The sequence below is a fragment of the Rhizobium laguerreae genome, assembly GCF_002008165.1.
Taxonomy (GTDB): domain Bacteria; phylum Pseudomonadota; class Alphaproteobacteria; order Rhizobiales; family Rhizobiaceae; genus Rhizobium; species Rhizobium laguerreae.
On record NZ_MRDM01000009.1, the window covers coordinates 327,457 to 350,439 of the forward strand.

Here is a 22,983-nt window from a genome sequence, read left to right on the forward strand (position 1 = left end):
ATATGCGTGCGAATGATGCAGCCATTGATGCGGGAAGCTACGACTTCATCATCGTCGGCGCGGGATCGGCGGGATGCGTTCTGGCCAACCGGCTGTCGGCCGATCCGAAAACCCGCGTCCTGCTCCTCGAAGCGGGCGGCAGCGACCGGTATCATTGGGTACATGTGCCGATCGGCTATCTCTACTGCATGGGCAATCCGCGCACCGATTGGATGATGAGGACGGCCGCGGAAGCCGGACTGAATGGTCGGTCACTGCCCTATCCGCGTGGAAAAGTGCTGGGCGGCTGTTCGTCGATCAACGGCATGATCTATATGCGCGGCCAGGCGGCCGATTACGACGGCTGGCGGCAGGCGGGCAATTTCGGCTGGGGCTGGGACGACGTGCTGCCCTATTTCCTGAAATCCGAGGACAACTATCGGGGCCAGTCGCGGATGCATGGAGCAGGCGGCGAATGGCGGGTGGAAAAACAGCGGCTGTCCTGGCCGATCCTCGATGCCTTTCGCGATGCCGCCGAAGAACTCGGTATCCCGAAGACCGACGATTTCAACGATGGCGACAATGAAGGCTCGGGCTATTTCGAGGTGAACCAGCGCGGTGGCCTGCGCTGGAACACGACCAAGGCCTTTCTGCGCCCGGCGATGAAGCGGCCCAATCTGCGTGTGCTGATCGGCGCCGAAACCGAGCGATTGGAATTCGACGGCAGAATAGTGACCGGCGTACGGTTCCGGCTTAACGGGCAGAACCATCTGGCTCGCACCGGTCGCGAGGTCATTCTGTCTGCCGGTGCGATCAATTCGCCGAAAATCCTGGAGCTTTCCGGGGTTGGTCGACCGGATGTGCTGTTCGCTGCCGGACTGGACGTCGTCCATGAACTTCCGGGTGTCGGCGAAAACCTGCAGGACCATCTGCAAATCCGTACGGTCTTCCGCATCGAGGGCGCAAAGACGCTGAACCAGCTCTATCACAACCTGTTCACCCGGGCGGGCATGGGGCTTGAATATATGCTGCGCCGGTCCGGGCCGCTGTCGATGGCGCCGAGCCAGCTCGGTATCTTTGCCAAGAGCGATCCGGCTGTTGCGACCGCCGATCTCGAATATCACGTACAGCCTCTGAGCACCGACCGGCTCGGCGAGCCGCTGCACAAATATCCCGCCGTCACCGTCTCCGTCTGCAATCTGCGGCCGGAGAGCCGGGGGGCCGTGCATGTTGTCGGCCCGGACTTTTCCGTGGCGCCGGAAATCCGCCCGAATTATCTTTCGACCGTCGGCGACCGGATGGTTGCGGCGAAATCGATCCGGCACGCCCGCCGGCTCATGGAGGCCGGTGCGATCGCCAAGTACCGGCCGCAGGAGATGCTGCCGGGCACGGAATACCGGACTGACGAGGAACTGATCCGTCGCGTCGGCGATATCGCCACAACGATCTTCCATCCGGTCGGTACCTGCAAGATGGGCAGCGACACGATGGCGGTTGTCGATCCGCAATTGCGGGTGCATGGGCTGGAGAAACTGCGGGTGGTCGATGCCTCGATCATGCCGACGATCGTATCGGGCAATACCAACTCGCCGGTGATCATGATTGCCGAGAAGGCCGCGAAGAGCATTCTGTCAGGGGCGTGATGTGATCAGCTCATCGCATCGTCTAAAGCGAATGCGTGGAACATCTTTTGTCAGAGAGAAAATGCTCTGATTGCAGCCACTGCGCTGGCACGAGCGTCCTCACGCGTCATATTCGGGATTTCCAAGGCGCGGACATCAGACGACACGCCAAGGCTTAATCGTCGGCGTTTCGGCTTAAAGCATGTGGCGCAAACGGTGCAGCGGTTTTGCGCCAACAACATGCGTAGCACAAAGACCTAAAGCGCGAAGATCACGACGCGCTTTAGAGTACGAAGGCATTCGCGCCCGCGACTCGTGACGATGAGCCCAACCCGCTCAACGCAGGCTGGGCCATCTTCGATTTCGATCAGAGCGTCGAGACGTTCTCAGCCTTCGATTTTCCGGTCTTGCGATCCTGTCCAATTTCGAAACTGACCTTGTCGCCTTCGCGGAGCGACCCGCCGCTCTGCAGCGCAGACACGTGAACAAAAACGTCCTGGCCGCCACCCTCAGGGGTGATGAAGCCGAAGCCCTTGTCGTCATTGAAGAATTTAACGGTACCTGTCGGCATGAGATAACTATTTCCTTGTATCGTTCGACGATTTGCGAAGGCGAAACTATAGCTTCGGGGCTTCTCTATCAACCCTTTAGCACGTCAACGGCTCTTTGAATGTAAAAAGATATCAGCTCCGGCGAAGCTCAATGCGGCTCGTCACAACCGATCGACCTGTCGCAGGGTCGGTATCGACGGTTGTGAGACGCATGCCCGATGCCCCGGTTTTTTCGATCGTCATCTGCGCACGGCGATCGCCATTGACCTCTTTCGCCCATTTGATCGCGAGGTTTATGGCATTACCGGCGCGTTTTCCGCCAAGACCCGCGGTGCCGGTGCCTGCGCCGACGTAGGAGCCGGTATAGGTGTCACCGCTGGCCTTGAGGTTAGCGCTGATGACACGGGAAAAAACGACGAGACTGGTGCAGCGCCCATTGAGTGCAAGGGAACTTGCATTAGCGTCCGACTTGAAGCGGCAAGTGACTTTCATGGTGGGTGCATTTGTCCGCACTTTCACCGTACCCTTACCGCTCCAATTTCCCGCCAGTGTTTTGAGGAAGGCAGACTCGTCGGCTTTGGCGGCGCCGGCCATGAGCATTGACGCCGTCGCAGCGGCGATGGCGCAGGCAAGGACCTTGATCATCTGAGTAACTTTTGGGCCGCTTAACATCCACATCACGACGCTCGGCTCTTGGAGGAGGAGGGTGTCATATAACCACTCGGCGGTGAATTGGTTCCGTATGGGACATATTCGCTCGCCGCGGAGCACGCGTTTTCAACAGGATCAAACTTCCAATGCTGCCCATGCGCGCAGAAAGGGATTGCCGCATCCTCGATCTGCTCAGCATTCATCGGACGGTTCTGAACCAGTGCGTTAACTGCATCGCCCTCGGGTTTACCGAAAAGAAAAGATGCTGCCTGCGGCCGAGGGGATCATTCGTCCAGTCCCGCTTGGGATCTTGCGGCTTCACGTGAGGTGGAAATAGAGCATTCAATGCTGGCTCAGCCAGCGGACTGATCCGGACCTGCCTGGCGCAGCCGCGATCTTTACCATTTTAGGGACAAGCTCGGCGGAAAACCTGCGGATGCAGCCAACACGCCATTGCGAAACCAATAGCCTTCGGCGAATGTCACCTCACGTGGCGTGAGGCGAGTTTATGTCATTTCGGATCGAGCGTCTGGTTGAAAAACACATTAGCGGCGCGGCCGCCGTATTGGTAAATGCCTATGCCCTGCCGCCGTGGAATGAGAGCTGGTCGCTTGAGGCGGCTGCAGAAAATGTGACCTATGTGCTTGAAACTCCGAGGTCAATTGCACTTGCGGCAGTTGACGGAGACAAGGTGCTCGGCATTGCGCTCGGGATACGACAGCGGCGCCATACCGGCCCCGTCATTTATGTGGACGAGCTTTCAGTGCAGCCCGACGCACAGGGTAAGGGAATAGGGACTGCTCTACTTTCTGCAATGTTCGAAACAGCCGCAGTTGAAGGATGTAGCAGCGTCTGGCTGATCTCACAACGAGGAGGGGCGCTGTCGGAGTTCTATCAGCGTTGCGAATTTGCCGTGATAAGCGACCTTGGCCTGTACTCCAGATCAAGCGGATAACGCCAGATTGGGAATCTCCGATTCGCCAGCGAAAATCCTGAGCATGCCCGGGTGAACGTGCGAGTGGCCGAGTGTATTTCAAAGGTTACGCAACATCATCGGCGATCGATACTGCCTTTGGTCTAGGCAGCCGGATCGGCTCGATGTGGATGGCGGGCCTGCGACGACGCCGAGAAGCAGCCGCGTATCGATCGAGAATTACGCCCTTCCGTACATCCGGCTCGCGCGCAGCAGGCGTTGCGAGTAGGGGTGTTCGACCGCACCGCTTCGGAGCGCGCCGACATCGACCTGTTCGACGATCTCGCCCGCTTCCATGATGGCGACGCGGCTGCACATGTGCGAGACGACGGCGAGGTCGTGGCTGACGAGCAGATAGGTCAGCCCGCGGTTGGTGCGCAAATCCTGGAGGAGATTGAGGATTTCGGCCTGAACCGACACGTCGAGCGCCGATGTCGGTTCGTCGAGAAGCAGAACGTCCGGATCCAGCATCAGCGCGCGGGCGATCGCCACGCGCTGGCGCTGGCCGCCGGAGAGCTGGTGCGGAAATCTGTAGCTCAGCGCCGGATCGAGGCCGACCGATCTCAGGACGGCGTTCATGTCGACGGAATTCGTATCCAGGCCCTGGTTGCGCAGCGGTTCTTTCAGCTGCGAGCGGATGGTCTTGCGGGGATGGAGGGATCCATAGGGGTCCTGGAACACCATCTGCACTTGGCGGAAGAACGGCCGGCTGCGCCGTCGGTCCAGAGTCTCGCCTTGGAGCTCGATCCGGCCGTCATAATTGGCGTTGAGGCCGGAAAGCGCCCTCAGGACAGTGGACTTCCCGCAGCCGGACTCGCCGACCAGGCCGAAGGCCGTCCCCTTCTCGATGGAAAGGCTAAGATCTCTGACGACAGGCTGCTGGCTATGTCCGAAACGGATGGTGAGATTGTCGATTTTGATCACCGCGGCGGCTCCAATGCGGGTTCTTCAAGCCAGGCTGGATCCCGCTTCAGGATCGGCAGCCGGGCGGGTGGATCCTCGATCGTCGGCAGTGATGCCAGCAATCCTTGCGTATAAGGATGTCGGGCCTTGTCGAGGTCGCGCGCGTCGAGCACTTCCACGACCCGCCCCGCATACATGATGAGGACGCGATCGCAGAAATTCCTGATGAGATTGAGATCGTGGCTGATGAAGATCAGCCCGAGATTACGCCGCAGGACGAGCTCGTCGAGCAGGGCCAGGATCTCGAGCCTCACCGTCACATCGAGTGCTGACGTCGGCTCGTCGGCGATCAGCACTTCGGGTTCGGCAATCAACATCATGGCGATCATCGCCCGCTGACCCATGCCGCCCGAGATTTCGTGCGGATAAAGGCGGGCCACGCGGTCGGGATCACGGATCTGGACGGCTTCGAGCATATCGAGCGCTTGGCTATAGGTCTTGCTCTTGCTCACCCTCGGATGATGGAAGCGGTAGGTCTCGGCGATCTGTTCGCCGATCCGCATGAGTGGATTGAGCGAATATTTCGGATCCTGCAGGATCAGGCCGATCCGCCGCCCCCTGATCGTCATCATCATTTTTTCGTTCGCCTTGAGCAGATCGACGTCGCGAAAGCGCATCCGCTCGGCATGGACGATCGCGGTCGGTGGCAGCAGCTTCATGATGGCGCGGCCAACGGTCGACTTTCCGGATCCGGATTCACCGACAATCCCGAGCTTTTCCTGTCCAAGCGAAAAGCTCACGCCGCGGACGGCCCGCACCTGTCCACCGCCGAAGGCGATTTCAAGGTTTCGAATATCGATCAGGTCAGTCATTCCGAACCTCGCGGATCGAGAACATCGCGAAGCGCATCGCCGACGAGGTTGAAGGCGAGGCTGACGAGCGCAATGGCAATGCCGGGTGCTGCGATGACCCAGGGGCTGTCGAGCATGAACTCACGTCCGCTGGCGGCCATCGAACCCCATTCCGGCCATGGTGGCTGCGCGCCGAGGCCGAGGAAGCCGAGACCGGCGGCGGTGATGATGATGCCGGCCATGTTGAGGGTGACGCGGACGATCACCGAGGGAATGCACATCGGCAGGATGTGGCGGGTGATGATCGCAATTGACGTCGCGCCCTGCAGGCGTACAGCGGCGATGTAATCCGCCTTGCGGAGGCTGAGCGTCTCGGCGCGCGCAAGGCGCGCGATCGGCGGCCAGGCCGTCAGCGAAATCGCGATGATTGCATTGGTGATGCCCGGACCGAGGGCTGCGGCAAAACCAAGCGCCAGCACGAGGCCGGGGAAGGAGAGAAAAATATCGGTGACGCGCATCAGGATTTCATCGACGATGCCGCCGAAATAACCCGAGACGGTGCCGATCAGCAGACCGAGCGGGGCGACGATGACCGTGACGAGCATGATGATGTAGAGCGTCGTGCGGGCGCCATAGATCACCCGTGAAAAGACGTCGCGGCCGAAATTGTCAGTGCCGAGCCAATGGCTCGTCGATGGCGCGGCAAGCCGCCCGGCCATGTCCTGAACGATCGGATCGTAGCTCGTCAGCAGGGGTGCGGCCAGCGCCACGACGATCAGCAGTAGGATGATGGCTAGTCCGGCCAGGCCAAGCGGGTGCAGGCTGAATTTCCGCCAGCCCTGGTGAATTTGCTGCGCCGATGACTGGAACCAGCCTCGAGGCTCCGGTGCGAGCAGCCAGTTGCGAAGGCCGCCGGTGTTGACGCTGTCTGCGTGCTCAGAGGAGATCGTCATGGCGTCACCGTGTCCTCGGATCAAGAATGCGATAAAGGAAGTCCGACAGGATGTTGATCGTCAGGAAGACGGCGCCGATCGTCAGCACCGAACCCATGACCACATTCATGTCGTTCATCTGTAGCCCTCGGGTCAGGTACTGGCCGAGCCCCGGCCACCCGAAGACGGTCTCGATCAGCACCGCGCCTTCGAGCAGCCCGCCGAAGGTCAGCGCCATGATCGTTAAAAGCTGCACGCGGATGTTCTTGAAGGCATGGCGCCAGACCACCTTGCGGGTGCCGAGCCCCTTTGCCCGGGCGGTGATGATGTATTCCTGGCTCAGTTGCTCCAGCATGAAGCTCCGCGACATGCGGCTGATATAGGCGACGGAATAGTAGCCGAGGATTGCCGCCGGCAGGATGATGTGGCCAAGGGCGTTGTAAAACACGTCCCATTGGCCCTGAATCGCCGCGTCGATCAGGAGGAAGCCCGTCATCGGCGTGACGAGGCCTTCATAGAAGACATCGATCCGGCCCGAGGCGCCGACGAGCTTCAGCTTCGCATAAAAGACGAAGAGCGCCATCAGCCCGGTCCAGAAGATCGGGATGGAGTGGCCGGCAAGGGCGACGATCCGAGCGATGTGGTCGATAACGGTCCCGCGCCTGACCGCAGCGGTGATCCCTAAGGGGACGCCGACGATCGCCCCGATGATCATGGCGATGATCGCAAGTTCGATCGTCGCGGGAAAGATCGTCAGGAGATCGGTGAGGATCGGCTGGCCCGTCGTCGCCGACATGCCGAGATCGCCTGTGGCGATCTTGCCGACGTAGGACAGGAACTGCATCCAGATCGGCTGCCCAAGACCCAACTCGTTATAGACGCGATCGTAAACCTCCTTGCTGACTTCCGCCCCGGTGATTGATAGCACCGGGTCGGCGGGCAGCAGGCGACCCATCGAGAAGGTCAGGAAGAGCAGGCCGAGCAGCGTCGTCACGACGGCCACAATACGTCCTGCCAGGCGCCGCAGCAGGCTCAGTGCCGGGTGCGGGGCCGCCTCTGCGAACCCGCCCGCCGGGGAGTGCCGGCTGCTCCCCCCCTTCGATGTCATATCGGCGCTTGCCACGGCGTTCTACTCCTTGGTCACGTCATGCCAGCGCGTCGACCATGTCGTATGCCCGTGATAGCCCTTCACGTTGGCGCGCATGACATAGGGGTCGGTTCGCTGGAAGAAGATGACCAGCGGCGAAGCCATGCCGGCATAGATGCCGTCCATCTTCTTGAAGATGTCGGTACGCTTTTCCGTGTCGCGCTCCTTCATCGATTGGTCGATGAGCGTGTTGAGCTCGTCCACTTTCATGCCCGTGCGCCAGAGGTAATAGCTGCCGAGGCGTGCTTCGTCGCTATTGTCGGGGTTGAAGGCATATTGCGTGGCGACCGCGAAGGGATCGGGCAGACGGGCGCCGGAATTGCCGAGCAGCACTTCGAATTTGCGCTCGCGGAAGGCGGGCGTGAACTCGCCGGGCACGAGATCGAGATCAATGCCGGCGGCGCGGGCACTCGCCTGCAGCGCTTCAGCGAAGGGCAGGGTCGGGGCTCCCGACGGATTGAGCACCTTCTTCAGGCCATTGGGATATCCGGCCTCCGCCAGCAGTTGCTTGGCCTTGGCGGGATCGTAATCGTAGCGCACCGCCGCCTCGCCGGGAGCGCCGATCATGCCGCGCGGGATCATCGACTGCCAGGGAAAGCCCGTATGGCGCATGATGTTGCCGGAGATCGCTTTCCAGTCGAAGGCATGCTGGAAGGCCTCGCGAACCTTCGGCTTCTGCAGATCCGGGTCTTTCTGATTGAGGGCGATATAGTAGAAGCCGAGACCCGGGACATTCTCGATGACCATGTCCTTCTTGGTGGCGAGCGCATCGAGATCGCCGCTTGCCACATACTGGCCGACATCGACGTCGCCGGCTTCGAGCTGAAGCCGGAGATTGCCGGATTCCGGGATATGACGAGCGACGACGCGCGCCATGGCCGGCTTGCCGCCCCAGTATTTCGGCTGCGCATTGAAGATCGCGACATCGTTCGGCCGCCACTGCGCCAGGCTGAATGGGCCACTGCCGGCGGAATTGGCGGAAAGCCAGGCGCCGCCGAAATCGCCGTTCGCTTCGTGCGACAGCACCGTCTTCTTGTCGACGATCCCGATCGACGAGCCCGCCAGCGAATAGAGCACCAGATCGGTATTGACCGCTTGCGGCAGCTCGATCTCGAGCGTGTGTTCGTCTTTTGCGCGAACGAGCTTGTCGACGTTTTCAGGCGTGAAGCCCCAGAGCGCGACGTCGGTGGAGCCGACCTGGCCCATCTTGATGACGCGCTGGATCGACCAGGCCGCATCTTCGGCGGTCACCTTGTTGCCGCTCTGGAAGACCGCATCGTCGCGTAATGTCAGCGTGATGATCTTGCCATCCGCCGAGACGCTCCATTGCGTCGCGAGCATCGGCTTCAGCGTTTTGAGGTCGTCCGGCGACAGCTGCACGAGGTTGTCGTAGAGGTTCGAGATCAGTTCGGAAACCGTGCGGGCATTGTTCTGGGCTGGATCGAGCGTCCTTATACCCGTGAGATTGGTGCCGATCACCAGCATGTTGGGCGGCGACGCCGCGAAGCTGGGCTGCGCCGTCGTCAGGGCGCCGGCAATTGCGATCGTTGTCAGTACTTGTCTCAGCATCTCAAGACCTCCCAATCCTGTTGTTTGTGGATAATGTCGAAGTCAGCCGGCCGCCTTTACGGCCGGCTGGTCTGAATGAGTTTGAATGTCGCCTTCGGCCTCCCAGCCTTGAAGCAGCCGATGAAGCTCCTCGCGGTCATGCTGGTCGAGCTGCGGCAATCCCGGCACACGCACGGGACCGACATCGAGACCGGAATAGGAGACGGCTTCCTTGACGACGGTCACGTTCGCGCCATTGCGGAATTTGGTTCGCATCCGCTCGAATGGCTCGAGCTTGTTGACGATCGCCCTGGCGGCGGCAAAGTCGCCTTTTTCAAGCGCAGCATGGACCGCAAGCGATAGTTTCGGCGCGACATTAACGAGGCCGGACGTGAAGCCGCGGGCGCCGGCTGCGGTAAATGTCGGCGCCCAGCTCTCCGCCAGGCCGCAGACGAACAGCGCGCCGTCGGGGCTCGCCGCCGGGATCGCTCTCGACAGCAACATCAGATCGGTCGTGGCGAATTTGATGCCGGCAATATTGCCGTGATTTGCGAGGCGGACGATATCGGTGACGGCGAAACCATCCGCCCTGACATAGGCGATGAGCGGCAGGGCGGAAGCATCCGCAAGATTGCAGAAATAGTCGATCTGGGCCGCAGGTGCTGCGAAAGGATCGACGGGCTGATGCGACATGACGGCGGATGCGCCGATCGCAGCCGCATCTTTCGCCATGCCGATCGCCTCGCGCAGCGACCGGCCGATCGCCGCCGTCACCGGCGCCTTGCCGGCAACGCCTGAAACCGCCGCCTCGTGGACGATCCTGATCTCCTGCGGCGTCAGAGCATAGAATTCCCCGGTATTTCCGGCAGCGACGATGTTGTGAATGCCCGCTGCCGCCACCCGCTCATAGACCTTCGCGGTGATCCGGGGTTCGACTTCACCGTTGCCGTCATAGGCGGTGACCGGAACACCCGATACGCCTGTAAGCGCCTTGCGCATGGTTGCGATGCTCATCTTTCTTCCCCGTTATCTTTCCATCAATCCGCCGTTACCCGAAGGATGATCGGCACGCTGTCACCCGGTGATCGGCACGCTGTCATCCGACGGGGTGATTCCCGAAGCGGAAGGGCGGTAGGCCCTCTGCATCCACGTCGAAGGCGATCACCGTCCCCGCCTCGAAACGTCCGGTGCGGTCCGTCGACAGGCTCGTGACGAAGAGGGTGCGCAGATCCGGCCCACCGAAACACGGCATCGTCGGTGCGGGGACCGGCAGAATGTAGATTTCGACGATTTCGCCTTCGGGCGATATTCGGTTGAGGCGACCGGCGGACACGCCGGCACTCCAGTAGAACCCGTCACGATCGGTTGTCGCTCCGTCCGGTCGACCCTCGTCTTCCGTGAAGCTGCGAAGCCGGCGCCCATCGCCGAGGTCGCCCGTATCAGGATCGAAGTCGAATGCCTGCAGGAAGCATTGCCGGCTGTCGGAGTGATACATCCGCCGGCCGTCCGGCGACCAGGCAAGACCGTTGGAACTCGTCAGTCCGGTTGCAACGGTCCGCGTGCGGCCATCGGCGCCCACGCGGTAAAGTGCAGCCTCATTGACCGGCGGCTTGGCTTCGCTGAACGAGCCGATCCAGAAGTGCCCGTCGGGGCCGACCTTCCCGTCATTGAGGCGGCAATTGATGTCGCGTCCAACCGGATCGCACACAAACTCGAAATCTCCCGAAAGCGGATCGAAGAGATGGACGCCCGTCTGGAGCCCCACGACGATCCTGTGATCTCGGCAAAGCCCGAGCGCGCCGATTGCGGCCGGCATGTCGAAGCGGTCGATCTTTCCTGAATGCGAAAGCCGGACGAGTGCCGGCGCCAGAATATCGACGAACCACAAAGTGCCGGTCTCCTCGTCCCATACCGGCGATTCACCGACCGTGAGTGGTTGCTCGATAACGGAACGGACGTCCGGGCGGATGATCCGAGGCGCCGTCATTCAACCGTCTCCGGGCTCTTGGCCAAGCCATCGGCGTCGCGCATACGGATGGTGCCGTCGTGATTGATCTCACAGAACCCGCCACCCTGGAACGCCAGCGCGACCGGCCCCTCGGATCCCTCTTCGATCAGCGCATGGTCACGCGGCCGGTCCTGCGGCTGGTAGCCCAATCGTGTCGCCAGATCGTTCTCCCACCACATCTCCTCGGTGTCGGAAACGCCGTAGACCACTGTTGCTGCAATCAACGGGTGCGAAAGGCCGATCCTGACCAATTGCGCCAGGTCTCGCGCGCTGATCCAGATCGCAATGGATCGCTCGCTGTTGGGATAGGTGCCCGCATTGCCGATGCGAATGGAAAGAGAGCGAATGCCCGATGTGTCGTAATAAAGCCCCGCTACAAGCTCGCCCCAGCATTTGGAAAGTCCATATGGGCTGTCGGGGCGCATCGGGTCGAGCGGCGACACGAGCTGGCCGCGCGGATAAAAGCCGGTGGCATGATTGCTCGATGCATAGACGACCCGCTGAACCTTGTTGATCCGCGCCGCTTCGTAGAGATTGTATGTTCCAAGCACGTTCGCGTGCAGAATGGCGTTCATGTCCGTGCCGCTTGCGATACCCGCCAGATGGACGACGCCATCAATATCCTTCAGCGCAGCCGTCGCCTCGTCGAGCATTGTAAGGTCGGCCTTTACGAAATTCTCGTTTTCGCCAAGCCCGTCAGGTTCCTGGAGATCGATCAGGCTGAGGTGCTCGACATGCGACCGAAGAAGCGGACGCAGCAGCGTCCCTACACGTCCGGCAGCACCCGTCATAGCGACCCGTTTCATCGTCTCTCCTCCCATATCGCTCAAACGCCCTGGAACATGCGGGCGCGCGCATTCAGTATGTGTCTTTTCATCGCATCGTGCGCCTCGGTTTCCCGGTGCGCGAAAATCGCCTCGACGATCACCGCATGCTCATCCTGGACGCTGCGGATCTGTTCCGGCGTCCGCTTCAAGCTCAAGCTTCGCGTAACGGAATGCCCGATGGCGAAATGCGGCTTGAACCACTCGCGCAGGGTGATGTGGAACTGGTTACCGGTCGCCGTGGCAATTGCATCGTGCAGAGCCTGGTCCTCCTCGGCGCCAAGCTCCCCATTGCGCAAACATTGCTCGATCGAAAGAAGCGCTGCCGTTATGCGCTCCTTGTCGACCGGTTGCCAGTTTCGCGCTGCAAGCTCCGCCGCCTCGGCTTCGAGACCGGCGCGGAATTCGAAGAAGCGCTGGACATCGGCCAAGGAGCCGACCGGCACCATTTTCAGCATCGACGAATCCGGCCTTTGCCGGACATAGGAACCGGAACCCTTGCGCGAAACGACCAGGCCATCGGCTCTCAAGCGTTCGAGCGCTTCGCGCACGACGGGTCTCGATGCGCCGAAATCAGCGGCGAGCTTCGTCTCCGGCGGCAGCCGTTCGTTCACCGGAAAATTGCCGTCGGCGATCATCCCCACGATCTTCTCGTAGATGATGTCGCTGAAGCGCGTTGCGCCCCTGTTCGAAACGGCATCGACGGCGAATGTCATCATGGTCCTTTTCTCTCAACGCCGCGTGCACCGGGTCAACGGCCGCACCCTGGCTGTCGCCGACCACGATGTTCAGGGCGGTGACAGCATCTGACAGATTCAACGTTTTTCGTGCTATTGGCCGCGTCTCAGCGGCTCAACGTCGCATATCAATGCAGCATGGCTACAAAATTTGTAATTATCTGTCAACTCTTGTAATCATTTGAGAAGGTGTCTATGGTTTCGGTCGTAGCGCCGAGGAGGGCGCCAGCGTCGGGTCGGGAGCCCGCCGCATCAGCCGGTGCAAAGGCTGCGCCGGCACAAAAGGGAGGAATTCGATGGCCAAAGAAATACTGTCGCGTGGCGTCACCCGCCGCGCCGTGCTTGGCGGCATGGCTGGTGTCGCGGCGCTGTCTATCGCCGGTCGCGTCTCAGCCGCAGGCGGCGAAGCGCCGGCCCTTGCGCAGCTCGCCAAGGATGGAAAGCTGCCGCCGCTCGCCGAGCGCCTGCCGAAAAAGCCGATGGTCGTGACGCCGTTCGAGAAGGTCGGCACCTATGGCGGTTCGCTGCGCCGCGGCCTTCGCGGTTCATCCGACCATAACGGCATCCTGCGTATGGTCGGCAACCAGAGCCTTGTACGCTGGAACCTCGATTTTACCGCCGTGCAGCCGAACCTTGCCGAGCGCTGGGAAGTCAGCGACGACGCAACACAATTCACGTTCCATCTGATCGAAGGCGTGCGCTGGTCCGACGGTCATCCCTTTACGGCCGATGACGTCGTTTTCGCGATCGAAGACTGCGTCAAGAACACCGAGCTCTACAGCTCGACCCCGGCGCAGCTTGCTGTCGCCGGCAAGCCGGTCACGGTCGAGAAGATCGACGATTATACGGTGAGGTTCACCTTTGCTGCGGCCAACGCGCTTTACCTGGAAAACCTCGCCACACCGCTTGGCCAGCATCCGACGCTGTTCCCGAAGCATTATTGCAGCCAGTTCCTGCCGAAATATAATCCCAGTATCGAGGCCGATGCGAAGAAGGCCGGAGTTACCAGTTGGACGGAGTTGTTCCGCAGCCGTTGCGGCGACATCGAGATCCCGTCGCGATGGGGCAATGTCGACAAGCCGACGCTCGATCCATGGGTGGTCAAGGAGCCCTATGCCGGCGGTGCTACGCGCGTCGTCATGACCCGCAATCCTTATTTCTGGCAGGTCGATACCGAGGGCAATCAGCTCCCCTACATCGATGAAATCAACTTCGGCATCTCGCAGGACGTCGAATCGCTGATGCTGAACGTCATCTCTGGAAAGATCGACATCCAGGAGCGTCACATCAGCGTTCTCGCCAACAAGCCGACGTTGTCCAAGAACATGGAAAAGGGCGATTATCGGCTGCTGACGCTCGTGCCTTCGGCCTCGCAACAGTGCCAGATCTACTTTAACATCACCCACAAAGATCCTGCCATGCGCAAGATGTTTGCCGACAAGTCGTTTCGGCAAGCGCTCTCGATCGGCATCAATCGCCAGGAGCTCATCGACATCGTCTATTTCGGACAGAGCGAGCCCTACCAGGCCGGGCCGCGTCCGACCCATCCCTGGTATAACGAGACATATGCGCGCCAATTCACCGAATTTGACGCCGACAAGGCAGGCGCGATGCTCGATGAGGCCGGCTATAAGAAAGGCGGCGACGGTTTTCGCCTCCGGCCCGACGGCCAGAAAGTGTTCTTCTCGATCGACGTCATTCCGACCCTCTATCCCGACCTCGTCGATGCCCTGGAACTGGTCAAAGCGCATTGGGCTCAGATCGGTATCGACATGAAGGTCAACACGATCGAGCGGGCGCTCTATTACACCCGCGGCGACGACAACGCCCATGATGCGGCAGTGTGGCCAGGTCCTGGCGGTCTCGATCCGATGCTCGATCCGCGCGATTTCTTCGCCTTCCATCCGCAGGGTTCACGTTACGCCATTCCGTGGACGCTTTGGTACACCTCCAACGGTGCCCGCGGCGAAGAACCGCCGGAAAGCCAGAAGAAGCGCATGAAGCTCTTCGACGAAGCGCGTTCGACGGCCGATCTCGACAAGCGCGGCGCGATCATGAAGCAGATCTTCGACATCGCGGCCGAGGAGTTCGAGACCGTCGGCCTTTGCCTTGCCGTCGGCGGCTTCGGCATCATCCGCAATAATCTACGCAATGTTCCCGAGAAGGAGCCGGATAGCTGGTCCTGGCCCAATCCCGGCCCTGCAATGCCACAGCAATTCACCTTCACGAGCTGATTTTCGTCTTGAGCGCCGTACCATCAGGTACGGCGCTTTTTTTTCAGTTCGCCCTCCGAGATGCCTTGCCGGCCCTGACGGCCGACAGGGCCCGGAAGGCGGCGTTCAATGCAAGAGGCGCCTCATGCTGGTCTTTATCGCCAAACGCTTCCTATGGATGATTCCATCGCTGTTTGCTGTCAGCTTCCTGGCTTTCGTGCTGATCCAGCTGCCGCCGGGCGATTATGTCACCACCTATATTGCGACGCTGGCAGCCTCCAACGAGATCGTCGATCAGAACACGGCGGCGCAATTGCGCGAGCGCTTCGGCCTCGGCGATCCGATGCTCGTCCAATATTTCAAATGGATGTGGGGCATTCTCACGCGCGGCGATTTCGGCATCTCTTTCGAATGGCAGCAGCCGGTCTCGGACCTGATCTGGGAGCGCATGGCGCTGACGCTCGTTCTGGCCCTGTCGACATTAATCGCCACCTGGGCGATCGCGCTGCCGATCGGCGTCTATTCCGCCGTGCGCAAATATTCGATCGGCGACTATTTCTTCACCGCCTTCACCTTTTTCGGCCTGGCCGTTCCGTCCTTCCTGCTGGCGCTGGTGCTGATGTATGTCGCGGCGGTTGAATTCGGACAGGATGTCGGCGGGTTGTTTTCGCCGGAATACGAGAACGCGTCCTGGAGCTTCGCCAAGATGGTCGACCTCTTCTCGCATCTCTGGCTTCCGGTCATCATCCTTGCCGTCTCCTCGACGGCGAGCCTCATCCGCGTCATGCGCGCCAACATGCTTGATGAACTGCCGAAGCCTTACGTGACCACGGCACGGGCAAAAGGGCTCTCTGAGTTCCGGCTGCTGATGAAATACCCTCTGATGATCGCCCTCAATCCGTTCATCTCGACGATCGCCTGGTTGCTGCCCAACCTCATTTCCGGCTCGGTCGTCGTCGCCATCGTCCTCAATCTGCCGACGGCGGCACCTTTGCTGCTGCAGGCGCTGATGGCCCAGGACATGTATCTCGCCGGCGCCTTCGTCCTGCTGATCTGCGCGCTGACGCTGATAGGCTCTTTGATCAGCGACATCCTGCTTGCGCTGGTCGATCCCCGCATCCGGTTGGAATAGGAGCCTCACATGGCCGACATCACCGTTACGAACATTCCGCCGGATCGCGCTGCCGTTGCATCCCAGTGGCAGCTCATCTGGTGGGCTTTCCGCCGGCACCGGCTGGCCATGGTGGCGCTCGTCGTTACCGTGCTGATGTATATCGTCGCCCTCATCCCCGGCTTCTTCGCCATCAACGATCCGTACCTGCAAAATGCGCGGGCGACCTTTCACCCGCCGCAGAAATTGCATCTGATCGATACTGAGAACGGGTTCTCCTTCGGTCCGCATTATTATCCGATGAAGCTGACCCGCGATCCGGAAACGTTGGCCGCCATCTACAAGGAAGACACGACAAAACGTGTCGACGTCCAGTTCTTCGGGCGCGGCTATGAATATTCGGTGTTCGGCCTGTTCAGGACCAACATCCATCTGATCGCCTCGCCCGACAAAACGACGCCGCTGCTTCTCTTCGGTGCCGACAGGCTTGGGCGCGACGTCTTCAGCCGAACGGTGCAGGGCTCGCAGATTTCGTTGTCGATCGGCCTCGTCGGTGTCTTCTTCTCGCTGATGCTCGGCATCGTGCTCGGCGGCATCTCGGGGTATTACGGCGGCCGCATCGATTTCTTCCTGCAGCGGGTGATCGATTTCGTGCTGTCGCTGCCGACGATCCCGATCTGGCTGGCGATGGCTGCGGCCCTGCCGCAGGACTGGCCTGCGACGCTGCAATATATGATGATCACGATCATCCTCTCGCTGACAGGCTGGGCGCAGCTCGCCCGCGTCGTTCGCGGCCGCTTCCTGTCCTTACGCACCGAGGAATTCGTCGCCGCCGCGAGACTCGACGGCGTTCGCGAAAGGCGCATCATTTTTCGCCACATGCTGCCGAGTTTCGCCAGCCATATCATCGCGTCGATCACGCTTGCGGTGCCGGCGATGATCCTTGCCGAAACCTCTCTCTCTTTCCTGGGGCTCGGTCTGCAGCCGCCGACCATCTCCTGGGGCGTGCTTCTGCGCGAGGCCCAGAACATTCGCTCGATCGCCACCGCGCCATGGCTCTTCATGCCGGGCTGCGCCGTCGTGGTCGCCGTGATGGCGCTCAACCTTCTCGGCGACGGCCTGCGCGATGCGGCCGACCCCTACAACAAATGAGGCCGGCATGACCGATATCCTTCCTATTGCCGGCAGGCCGCTATTGCAGGTGAAAAATCTGACGGTCGAGTTCCCTCTGCGCACCGGCGTCTTTCGCGCCGTCAGCGATCTGTCTTTCTCGATCGAGCCGGGCAAGACCCTCTGTGTCGTCGGCGAAAGCGGATCCGGCAAGTCGGTGACGGCGCGTTCGATCCTGCAGATCGTCGATGCACCCGGCCGCATATCCGCCGGATCGATCACACTGAACGATCAGAACGGCGGGTCGATCGATCTGACCAGCCTCAATCCGCGCGGGCGTCAGATCCGAGCGATCCGCGGCCGCGACATCGCCATGATCTTCCAGGAGCCGATGTCGTCGCTGTCGCCGATCCACACGGTCGGCAACCAGATAGTCGAGGCGCTTCGCCTTCACACCCGGATGAGCAAGGCAGAGGCGCGCGCGGAAGCCATATCGCTGCTCAGCCAGGTCGAGATTCCCTCGCCGGAAAAAGCGCTGGACCGATATGCCTTTCAATATTCCGGCGGGATGCGCCAGCGCGCGATGATTGCCATGGCGCTCGCCTGCAAACCGCAGCTGCTGATCGCCGACGAGCCGACCACGGCCCTCGACGTGACGACGCAGGCCGAAATTCTCGACCTGATCGCCCGGCTGCAGAAGGCCAAGGGCATGGCCGTTCTCTTCATCACGCATGACATGGGTGTTGTGGCGCAGATCGCCGACGATGTGCTGGTCATGCACAACGGCGTCGCCAAGGAATATGCGCCGGTCGAGCAGATCTTTCATGCGCCGAAAGACGACTATACCCGCATGCTGATCGGCTCGGTGCTGAAGCTGGAAGCGAAGGCCGAAATCCGGCTGGCGCGCCCGCCGCTCGACACGACGGCGCCGCCGATCCTCGAACTTCGCAATGTATCAATGGATTTCGGCGAGGTGAAAGCGCTGGACGATGTTTCCATTTCGCTTCTGCCGGGCGAGACGCTCGGCATCGTCGGCGAGAGCGGATCCGGCAAGACGACGATGGGCCGCTCGATCATGCGACTGATCGATCCGACTGCAGGCGAAATCCTCTATCGCCGCGCCGACGGCGACATCATCGATCTGGCAACGGCAAAAGGTCAGACGCTTGCCGCAGCAAGGCGGGAATTGCGGATGGTTTTCCAGGATCCTTTCGGCTCCCTCAACCCACGCATGACCGTCTCCCAGATCATTGGCGAGCCGTTGCTCGTCAATGGCGTCGCAAAGGGGCGGGCGCTGGAGGAGCGCGTTTGCCATCTGATGGAGCAGGTTGGCCTCGACCCGAGGGCGCGCGAGCGCTACCCGCACGCATTCTCCGGCGGTCAGCGTCAGCGCATCGGCATTGCTCGCGCCATCACCCTCAATCCGCGCGTCATCGTTGCCGACGAGGCAACCTCGGCGCTTGACGTCTCGGTGCGCTCGCAGGTGCTCGATCTGTTGATGCGCCTGCAGGACGAACTCGGTCTCGCCTATATCTTCATCAGTCATGATATCGGCGTTATCCGCTACATGTGTGACCGTGTCGGCGTCATGTACAAAGGCCAGCTCGTCGAAATCGGTGATGCCGAGAAGGTCTGCCGCACACCCGAACATGCCTATACGCAGGCGCTCATATCAGCGATCCCGCGCCCCGATCCGCGTGATCGTGATCAATCGCGGCGTTTCCGATACGTCGCGCCGGACATTTTGAAGAATGGGAGTTTTCAGCGATGAAAATCACCGGGATCCGCACTTTTCTCATGCATGTCGGTCAGCCTGATCCGGCGAACTGGGCTTCCGACCAGCGGTCCAGTAGTGGCGCCTCGAAACAGTTCGGCGGCACCCGAAATTGGCTCTTTCTAAAGATCGATACCGATGAGGGCATTACCGGCATCGGTGAATGCTCCGGCTGGCCGCGCGTCGTCGAGACGGCGATCCATGATCTCGCCCCACTCCTCATTGGCGAAGATCCCGCCCATATCGAACGGCTATGGCAGAAGATGCATATCACGATGATGGGCCACGGCATGCTCGGAACGGTCGGAGGCGGTGCGATGACCGGCATCGACATGGCGCTATGGGACATCAAGGGCAAGGCGCTCGGCGTGCCTGTCTGGATGCTGCTCGGCGGCAAGGTGCGTGACCGGATCCCGATCTATTCGCATGCGAATACGCCCGAGCGCGCGCTTGCCATCAAAGCGCGAGGCATAAAGGCGATCAAATGCGGCGGCGTCGCCGATCCGGTCCGCAAGGTTGCTGCGCTGCGTGAGGCCGTCGGCGACGACATGGACATCGCCATCGATCTGCATGGACCGCCGTGGCTGACGCCTGCGGATGCCTGCCGGCTGGTGCGGGCGCTCGAACCCTATGAATTGATGTGGGTGGAAGATCCGATTGCGCCGGAGAATATCGACGGCTACCGACGCATCCGCGACGCAGCACATGTGCCGCTTGCCGCCGGCGAGCGCTCGGCGACCATCTTCGGCGAGCGTGAGCTCATCGAGAAGGAGCTGGTCGACGTGATCCAGCCGGACACCGGCCGGGCCGGGGGCATCACCCAGATGAAGAAGATCGCGGCCATGGCCGAAGCCCATCATATCCAGATGGCGCCGCATTCGGGTTCGCTCGGGCCGGTGGCGGAATATGCGGCTCTGCATCTGCTTGCAGCGATTCCCAACGCCCTCATCCTCGAGCGCCTCGACGACGACTGGGACGGCCGCCGCCAGACGATCGTGCCGCATCCGCAACAGGTCGACGGCTTGATCGCCGTTCCTGATGGCCCGGGACTTGGCTGCGATATCGACGAGGCCTTCGTGGCGCGCTTCCCCAGCAACGGCAATGTCTCGGTGCCGCAAAGTGCGGGTGCCTACAATCCCGGAACCGACAACGAGCATCTCTACGTGCAGACGCGCCAGTCGCGCCGCACCTATTTCAATCGCTAGAAGGACAGAAAGATGAAGATCGACCGCATGCGGGTTTTCATGACCCGCGACAAGGACCGTCCGCGCGTGATCGTCGCGCTCGACACCGATGACGGGCTGACGGGTTGGGGCGAATGCTACAATCACGGCCCCGACAAGGCGCTGCCGCCGCTGCTCGATTATCTCTTCGGATTTGTCTCCGGCCAGGACCCGACACGCGTGGAGTATCTCGTCAATCTGCTGATCCAGCAGAGCCGCTTTCCGCCGGGGGCGCTTGGCCTTGCCGCGATCTCGGCGCTCGATCACTGCCTGTGGGACCTTGCGGCCAAGGCGGTGAATGTCCCGGTCTACAAGCTGCTCGGCGGCGAAGTGCGCGACCGCATCAAGGTCTATGCCGGTGTCTATACCGCGCCGGATGCGCCGGCGGCCCGCGACGAATTCGACCGCCTGAAGGAGGGATGGGGGTTCACCGCCTTCAAGCTCAGCCCTTGGCGGATCGACATGCACTCCAACCGCTGGGGTAATGTCGTGAAAGCCTCGGCGGATTATTTCCGCTCGCTTCGCGAAACGGTCAATGACGAATACGAAATCGCCTTCGATGCCCATGCCAAGATTTTCGAACCGATCGCCGCTCGCCAGCTCGGCAATGCGCTGGCGCCTTATGACCCGCTGTTTTTCGAGGAGCCGCTGCGTCCCGAGAACATCGAGGCTTGGGGCGACCTGAAACAGGGGCTCAACTGCACACTTGCGACCGGCGAGTCGCTCTATAACAGAAACGAGTTCCTGCGGCTGCTGCAGGTCAAGGGCGCCGACCTCATCCAGCCCGACATCTGCGTCGTCGGCGGCATCAGCGAAATGCGCCGCATCGCCACACTCGCCGAAGCCTTCTTCGTCGGCGTGGCGCCGCATAACCCGATGGGTCCGCTTGCCACGGCGGTCAACGTTCATTTTTCGGCGGCGGCGCAGAATTTCCGCATCCTCGAATACCGGCTGCCAAAGGGACAGGCCTATGTCTATGGCGGCCTCGATATCGAGAAGCGGGAGGGGGAAACCCGCTATGTCGTCGATCCCTATCTGCCGAAGGACGGCTATCTGGAGCTGCGTCCCGACCGGCCGGGCTGGGGCGTCGAAATGGACGAGAAGGCGATGGAAGAGGAAGGCTACATTCATTGGCAGCGACGGGTGCCGAAGCGACCCGACGGCTCCTACGCCTTCGCCTGAGGGCATTGCCCGCTTTAAAAAACAGGAGCTGACCGCCCGGATGGCGCGGCCAGCTCCTGCAGGGCGACGGCTCTAGGCATCTTTCGGCAGCACTGAGCGAACCCTTGCGATGAAGACATGGAAGTCCCGCATGTAAGTGCGAAGGAAATCGGCGGTTTTGTCGTTGGTGACCTCGCCGTCATCGGTGATCAGCCCCGGTGTGAACTGGATGTAGGCTTCCGGGGCATTCATCTGGGGAGAGTTGCAGAAACTGAGCACACTGCGCAAATTCTGCTGGGCGACTGCCGTGCCTATCGCACCCGGCGACGTGCCGATCACCGCTGACGGCTTGCGTGTGAACGAGTTGGTGCCGTAAGGGCGGCTCGCCCAGTCGATGGCGTTTTTCAGCCCGCCGGGTATGGATCGATTGTATTCGGGCGTGACGAACAGCACGGCGTCGACGGCCGCGATTGCCGCCTTGAATGCCTTGCCAGCCGGAGGGTAGTCGGCGTCGTAGTCGTAGCTGTAGAGCGGCAGGTCCTTGAAGGATATCTCCGACATTTCAAGTTCCGGCGGCGCGAGCCGAACCAACGCTTTCGCGAGCTTGCGGTTGATCGAGCCCTTTGCGAGGCTGCCGATGAGATAGCCTACTTTATGCGTGGTCATGGCGGTCTCCAATATCTCGCATGATAAAGGATCTATCATACGCAAAAATCAAAGAAGGGTCTCTTGTCCTTCGATCGCAGGCAACTAATCGCCGACGAATGTGACCGTCTCGTCGAGCGGGGCGCGGCCTGTGCGGGTGTAACTGACCGTGGGATCCTCGTACCCGATCGACATGCCGCAGAAGAGGATGAGCTCGTCCGGGGGTGACAGGACTTCTGCGACCGTCTCGCGAACCTGCGACCACGCCATCTGCGGGCAACTGTGCAGACCTTCGGCGCGGAGCAGCAGCATGACGGTCTGCAGATACATGCCGACGTCGGCCCATTGGGCCAGGCCCAGGTCACGGTCGATGTAGCAGAACAGGGCGGCGGGCGCGCCGAAACAGTTCCAGTTGGCGATCGCTGCCCGCTGGCGCGTCTCCCAGTCCTCGCGCGCAATGCCGAGCGCGCTGTAGCGCTCCTTGCCGAAGGCGGATCGGCGCTCCCCGTAGGGGGACTTCAGCACGGGCGGGTACATCTCGTACTGCCGCTTGTCCCAGGCGTCGCCATGGGCCACGCGCTCGACGGCGGACGTCTTGAGCTCAGCCAGCGGTGCGCCGGTCATCACATAGGTGTTCCACGGCTGGATGTTCGATCCTGACGGCGACCAAGCTGCGGCGGACAGCACCCGCTCAAGCACCTCCCTTTTCACTGGCTCGCCTTTGAATCCGCGCACCGCCCGTCGGCTTGTGACTGCCTCATATACGTCCATACTCATGGTCGTCTCCTCCTGACAGTTCCCTTTCCTGATGTGGTTCATTATCTCCATTCGCAATGGAGGCGTAATCACACCGTCGTCTAGGAGGCGTACATCAATCGTACATCAGGGATCGAGGCGTTCGAGGGGAATGTGGGCGAAGCATCGCGGGACCCCGCGCGATTGCATCCAGGCCCTGGATTTACGCCCATTGAACGGCAGTCATCTTCTTCGAAACCGCGGTCTTCACCATTGCGGTGTTCT

Annotated in this window: 21 protein-coding genes; 8 read left to right on the forward strand and 13 right to left on the reverse strand. The window is 61.1% G+C overall.

What is annotated here, in order from left to right; translation table 11 throughout:
* Positions 1-2: 2 nt before the first annotated feature.
* Positions 3-1,622, forward strand: a complete 1,620-nt coding sequence (locus BS630_RS07795) for a GMC family oxidoreductase (protein ID WP_183594548.1) — start codon at positions 3-5, stop codon at positions 1,620-1,622.
* 346 nt (positions 1,623-1,968) lie between these two features.
* Here BS630_RS07795 and BS630_RS07800 read toward each other — a convergent pair whose 3' ends face one another.
* Both BS630_RS07800 and BS630_RS07805 read right to left on the reverse strand, forming a co-directional pair.
* A complete protein-coding gene (locus BS630_RS07800; RefSeq protein WP_017956647.1) occupies positions 1,969-2,172 on the reverse strand; it encodes a cold-shock protein in 204 nt (67 codons plus the stop codon).
* 112 nt (positions 2,173-2,284) lie between these two features.
* A complete protein-coding gene (locus BS630_RS07805) occupies positions 2,285-2,797 on the reverse strand; it encodes a hypothetical protein (protein ID WP_077976944.1) in 513 nt (170 codons plus the stop codon).
* A 514-nt stretch (positions 2,798-3,311) separates the two neighbouring features.
* Here BS630_RS07805 and BS630_RS07810 point away from each other — a divergent pair.
* Positions 3,312-3,758, forward strand: coding sequence for a GNAT family N-acetyltransferase (locus BS630_RS07810; RefSeq protein WP_077976945.1), 447 nt, complete (start codon positions 3,312-3,314; stop codon positions 3,756-3,758).
* A gap of 198 nt (positions 3,759-3,956) precedes the next feature.
* Here BS630_RS07810 and BS630_RS07815 read toward each other — a convergent pair whose 3' ends face one another.
* The 9 genes from BS630_RS07815 to BS630_RS07855 all read right to left on the reverse strand — a co-directional run bounded on the left by BS630_RS07815 (position 3,957) and on the right by BS630_RS07855 (position 12,705).
* Positions 3,957-4,700, reverse strand: a complete 744-nt coding sequence (locus BS630_RS07815) for an ABC transporter ATP-binding protein (RefSeq protein WP_077976946.1) — start codon at positions 4,698-4,700, stop codon at positions 3,957-3,959.
* Complete coding sequence (locus BS630_RS07820; RefSeq protein ID WP_077976947.1) at positions 4,697-5,551, reverse strand: ABC transporter ATP-binding protein; 855 nt, start codon at positions 5,549-5,551, stop codon at positions 4,697-4,699. The genes BS630_RS07815 and BS630_RS07820 overlap by 4 nt, the downstream gene beginning before the upstream one ends.
* Positions 5,548-6,483, reverse strand: a complete 936-nt coding sequence (locus tag BS630_RS07825; RefSeq protein WP_077976948.1) for an ABC transporter permease — start codon at positions 6,481-6,483, stop codon at positions 5,548-5,550. Before BS630_RS07825 ends, BS630_RS07820 begins: the two co-directional genes overlap by 4 nt.
* A 4-nt stretch (positions 6,484-6,487) precedes the next feature.
* The gene (locus BS630_RS07830) at positions 6,488-7,585 is read right to left on the reverse strand and encodes an ABC transporter permease (RefSeq protein ID WP_077976949.1); all 1,098 of its coding nucleotides are present in this window, start codon (positions 7,583-7,585) and stop codon (positions 6,488-6,490) included.
* A gap of 6 nt (positions 7,586-7,591) precedes the next feature.
* Positions 7,592-9,178 (reverse strand): ABC transporter substrate-binding protein, encoded by a 1,587-nt coding sequence (locus BS630_RS07835; RefSeq protein WP_077976950.1) that lies wholly within the window; start codon positions 9,176-9,178, stop codon positions 7,592-7,594.
* Positions 9,179-9,220: 42 nt separating this feature from the next.
* Positions 9,221-10,171 carry a dihydrodipicolinate synthase family protein gene (locus tag BS630_RS07840; protein ID WP_077976951.1) on the reverse strand — a complete coding sequence of 317 codons (951 nt, stop codon included), beginning with the start codon at positions 10,169-10,171 and terminating at the stop codon, positions 9,221-9,223.
* A gap of 82 nt (positions 10,172-10,253) precedes the next feature.
* Entirely contained in the window at positions 10,254-11,144 is an 891-nt protein-coding gene (locus tag BS630_RS07845) for an SMP-30/gluconolactonase/LRE family protein (RefSeq protein WP_077976952.1), read from the reverse strand.
* Complete coding sequence (locus BS630_RS07850; RefSeq protein WP_077976953.1) at positions 11,141-11,971, reverse strand: NAD-dependent epimerase/dehydratase family protein; 831 nt, start codon at positions 11,969-11,971, stop codon at positions 11,141-11,143. Before BS630_RS07850 ends, BS630_RS07845 begins: the two co-directional genes overlap by 4 nt.
* 20 nt (positions 11,972-11,991) lie before the next feature.
* Positions 11,992-12,705 carry a FadR/GntR family transcriptional regulator gene (locus BS630_RS07855; RefSeq protein WP_077977061.1) on the reverse strand — a complete coding sequence of 238 codons (714 nt, stop codon included), beginning with the start codon at positions 12,703-12,705 and terminating at the stop codon, positions 11,992-11,994.
* A 317-nt stretch (positions 12,706-13,022) separates the two neighbouring features.
* Between BS630_RS07855 and BS630_RS07860 the strand changes: the two genes are divergently transcribed.
* The 6 genes from BS630_RS07860 (at position 13,023) to BS630_RS07885 (ending at position 21,339) form a co-directional block, all read left to right on the forward strand.
* The gene (locus BS630_RS07860; protein ID WP_077976954.1) at positions 13,023-14,960 is read left to right on the forward strand and encodes an ABC transporter substrate-binding protein; all 1,938 of its coding nucleotides are present in this window, start codon (positions 13,023-13,025) and stop codon (positions 14,958-14,960) included.
* 124 nt (positions 14,961-15,084) lie between these two features.
* Positions 15,085-16,071, forward strand: a complete 987-nt coding sequence (locus tag BS630_RS07865; protein WP_027664799.1) for an ABC transporter permease — start codon at positions 15,085-15,087, stop codon at positions 16,069-16,071.
* 9 nt (positions 16,072-16,080) lie between these two features.
* Positions 16,081-17,202, forward strand: coding sequence for an ABC transporter permease (locus tag BS630_RS07870; protein ID WP_077976955.1), 1,122 nt, complete (start codon positions 16,081-16,083; stop codon positions 17,200-17,202).
* Between the two features lie 7 nt (positions 17,203-17,209).
* Positions 17,210-18,931, forward strand: coding sequence for an ABC transporter ATP-binding protein (locus tag BS630_RS07875; protein WP_077976956.1), 1,722 nt, complete (start codon positions 17,210-17,212; stop codon positions 18,929-18,931).
* Positions 18,928-20,139, forward strand: a complete 1,212-nt coding sequence (locus BS630_RS07880; RefSeq protein WP_077976957.1) for a mandelate racemase/muconate lactonizing enzyme family protein — start codon at positions 18,928-18,930, stop codon at positions 20,137-20,139. Before BS630_RS07875 ends, BS630_RS07880 begins: the two co-directional genes overlap by 4 nt.
* A 12-nt stretch (positions 20,140-20,151) precedes the next feature.
* Positions 20,152-21,339 carry a galactarate dehydratase gene (locus BS630_RS07885; protein WP_077976958.1) on the forward strand — a complete coding sequence of 396 codons (1,188 nt, stop codon included), beginning with the start codon at positions 20,152-20,154 and terminating at the stop codon, positions 21,337-21,339.
* A gap of 72 nt (positions 21,340-21,411) precedes the next feature.
* Here the strand turns inward: BS630_RS07885 and BS630_RS07890 are convergent, their stop codons facing one another.
* Entirely contained in the window at positions 21,412-21,984 is a 573-nt protein-coding gene (locus BS630_RS07890; RefSeq protein ID WP_028743053.1) for an NADPH-dependent FMN reductase, read from the reverse strand.
* A gap of 84 nt (positions 21,985-22,068) precedes the next feature.
* The gene (locus BS630_RS07895) at positions 22,069-22,734 is read right to left on the reverse strand and encodes a nitroreductase (RefSeq protein ID WP_077976959.1); all 666 of its coding nucleotides are present in this window, start codon (positions 22,732-22,734) and stop codon (positions 22,069-22,071) included.
* Positions 22,735-22,983 lie beyond the last annotated feature (249 nt).

Excerpts from the sequence above, each read along its gene's own strand:
- BS630_RS07795 (WP_183594548.1), top strand. The coding sequence starts at position 3 with ATGCGTGCGAATGATGCAGCCATTGATGCGGGAAGCTACGACTTCATC.
- BS630_RS07800 (WP_017956647.1), bottom strand. The coding sequence starts at position 2,172 with ATGCCGACAGGTACCGTTAAATTCTTCAATGACGACAAGGGCTTCGGC.
- BS630_RS07805 (WP_077976944.1), bottom strand. The coding sequence starts at position 2,797 with ATGATCAAGGTCCTTGCCTGCGCCATCGCCGCTGCGACGGCGTCAATG.
- BS630_RS07810 (WP_077976945.1), top strand. The coding sequence starts at position 3,312 with ATGTCATTTCGGATCGAGCGTCTGGTTGAAAAACACATTAGCGGCGCG.
- BS630_RS07820 (WP_077976947.1), bottom strand. The coding sequence starts at position 5,551 with ATGACTGACCTGATCGATATTCGAAACCTTGAAATCGCCTTCGGCGGT.
- BS630_RS07825 (WP_077976948.1), bottom strand. The coding sequence starts at position 6,483 with ATGACGATCTCCTCTGAGCACGCAGACAGCGTCAACACCGGCGGCCTT.
- BS630_RS07835 (WP_077976950.1), bottom strand. The coding sequence starts at position 9,178 with ATGCTGAGACAAGTACTGACAACGATCGCAATTGCCGGCGCCCTGACG.
- BS630_RS07840 (WP_077976951.1), bottom strand. The coding sequence starts at position 10,171 with ATGAGCATCGCAACCATGCGCAAGGCGCTTACAGGCGTATCGGGTGTT.
- BS630_RS07845 (WP_077976952.1), bottom strand. The coding sequence starts at position 11,144 with ATGACGGCGCCTCGGATCATCCGCCCGGACGTCCGTTCCGTTATCGAG.
- BS630_RS07850 (WP_077976953.1), bottom strand. The coding sequence starts at position 11,971 with ATGAAACGGGTCGCTATGACGGGTGCTGCCGGACGTGTAGGGACGCTG.
- BS630_RS07855 (WP_077977061.1), bottom strand. The coding sequence starts at position 12,705 with ATGACATTCGCCGTCGATGCCGTTTCGAACAGGGGCGCAACGCGCTTC.
- BS630_RS07860 (WP_077976954.1), top strand. The coding sequence starts at position 13,023 with ATGGCCAAAGAAATACTGTCGCGTGGCGTCACCCGCCGCGCCGTGCTT.
- BS630_RS07865 (WP_027664799.1), top strand. The coding sequence starts at position 15,085 with ATGCTGGTCTTTATCGCCAAACGCTTCCTATGGATGATTCCATCGCTG.
- BS630_RS07870 (WP_077976955.1), top strand. The coding sequence starts at position 16,081 with ATGGCCGACATCACCGTTACGAACATTCCGCCGGATCGCGCTGCCGTT.
- BS630_RS07875 (WP_077976956.1), top strand. The coding sequence starts at position 17,210 with ATGACCGATATCCTTCCTATTGCCGGCAGGCCGCTATTGCAGGTGAAA.
- BS630_RS07880 (WP_077976957.1), top strand. The coding sequence starts at position 18,928 with ATGAAAATCACCGGGATCCGCACTTTTCTCATGCATGTCGGTCAGCCT.
- BS630_RS07885 (WP_077976958.1), top strand. The coding sequence starts at position 20,152 with ATGAAGATCGACCGCATGCGGGTTTTCATGACCCGCGACAAGGACCGT.
- BS630_RS07890 (WP_028743053.1), bottom strand. The coding sequence starts at position 21,984 with ATGACCACGCATAAAGTAGGCTATCTCATCGGCAGCCTCGCAAAGGGC.
- BS630_RS07895 (WP_077976959.1), bottom strand. The coding sequence starts at position 22,734 with ATGGACGTATATGAGGCAGTCACAAGCCGACGGGCGGTGCGCGGATTC.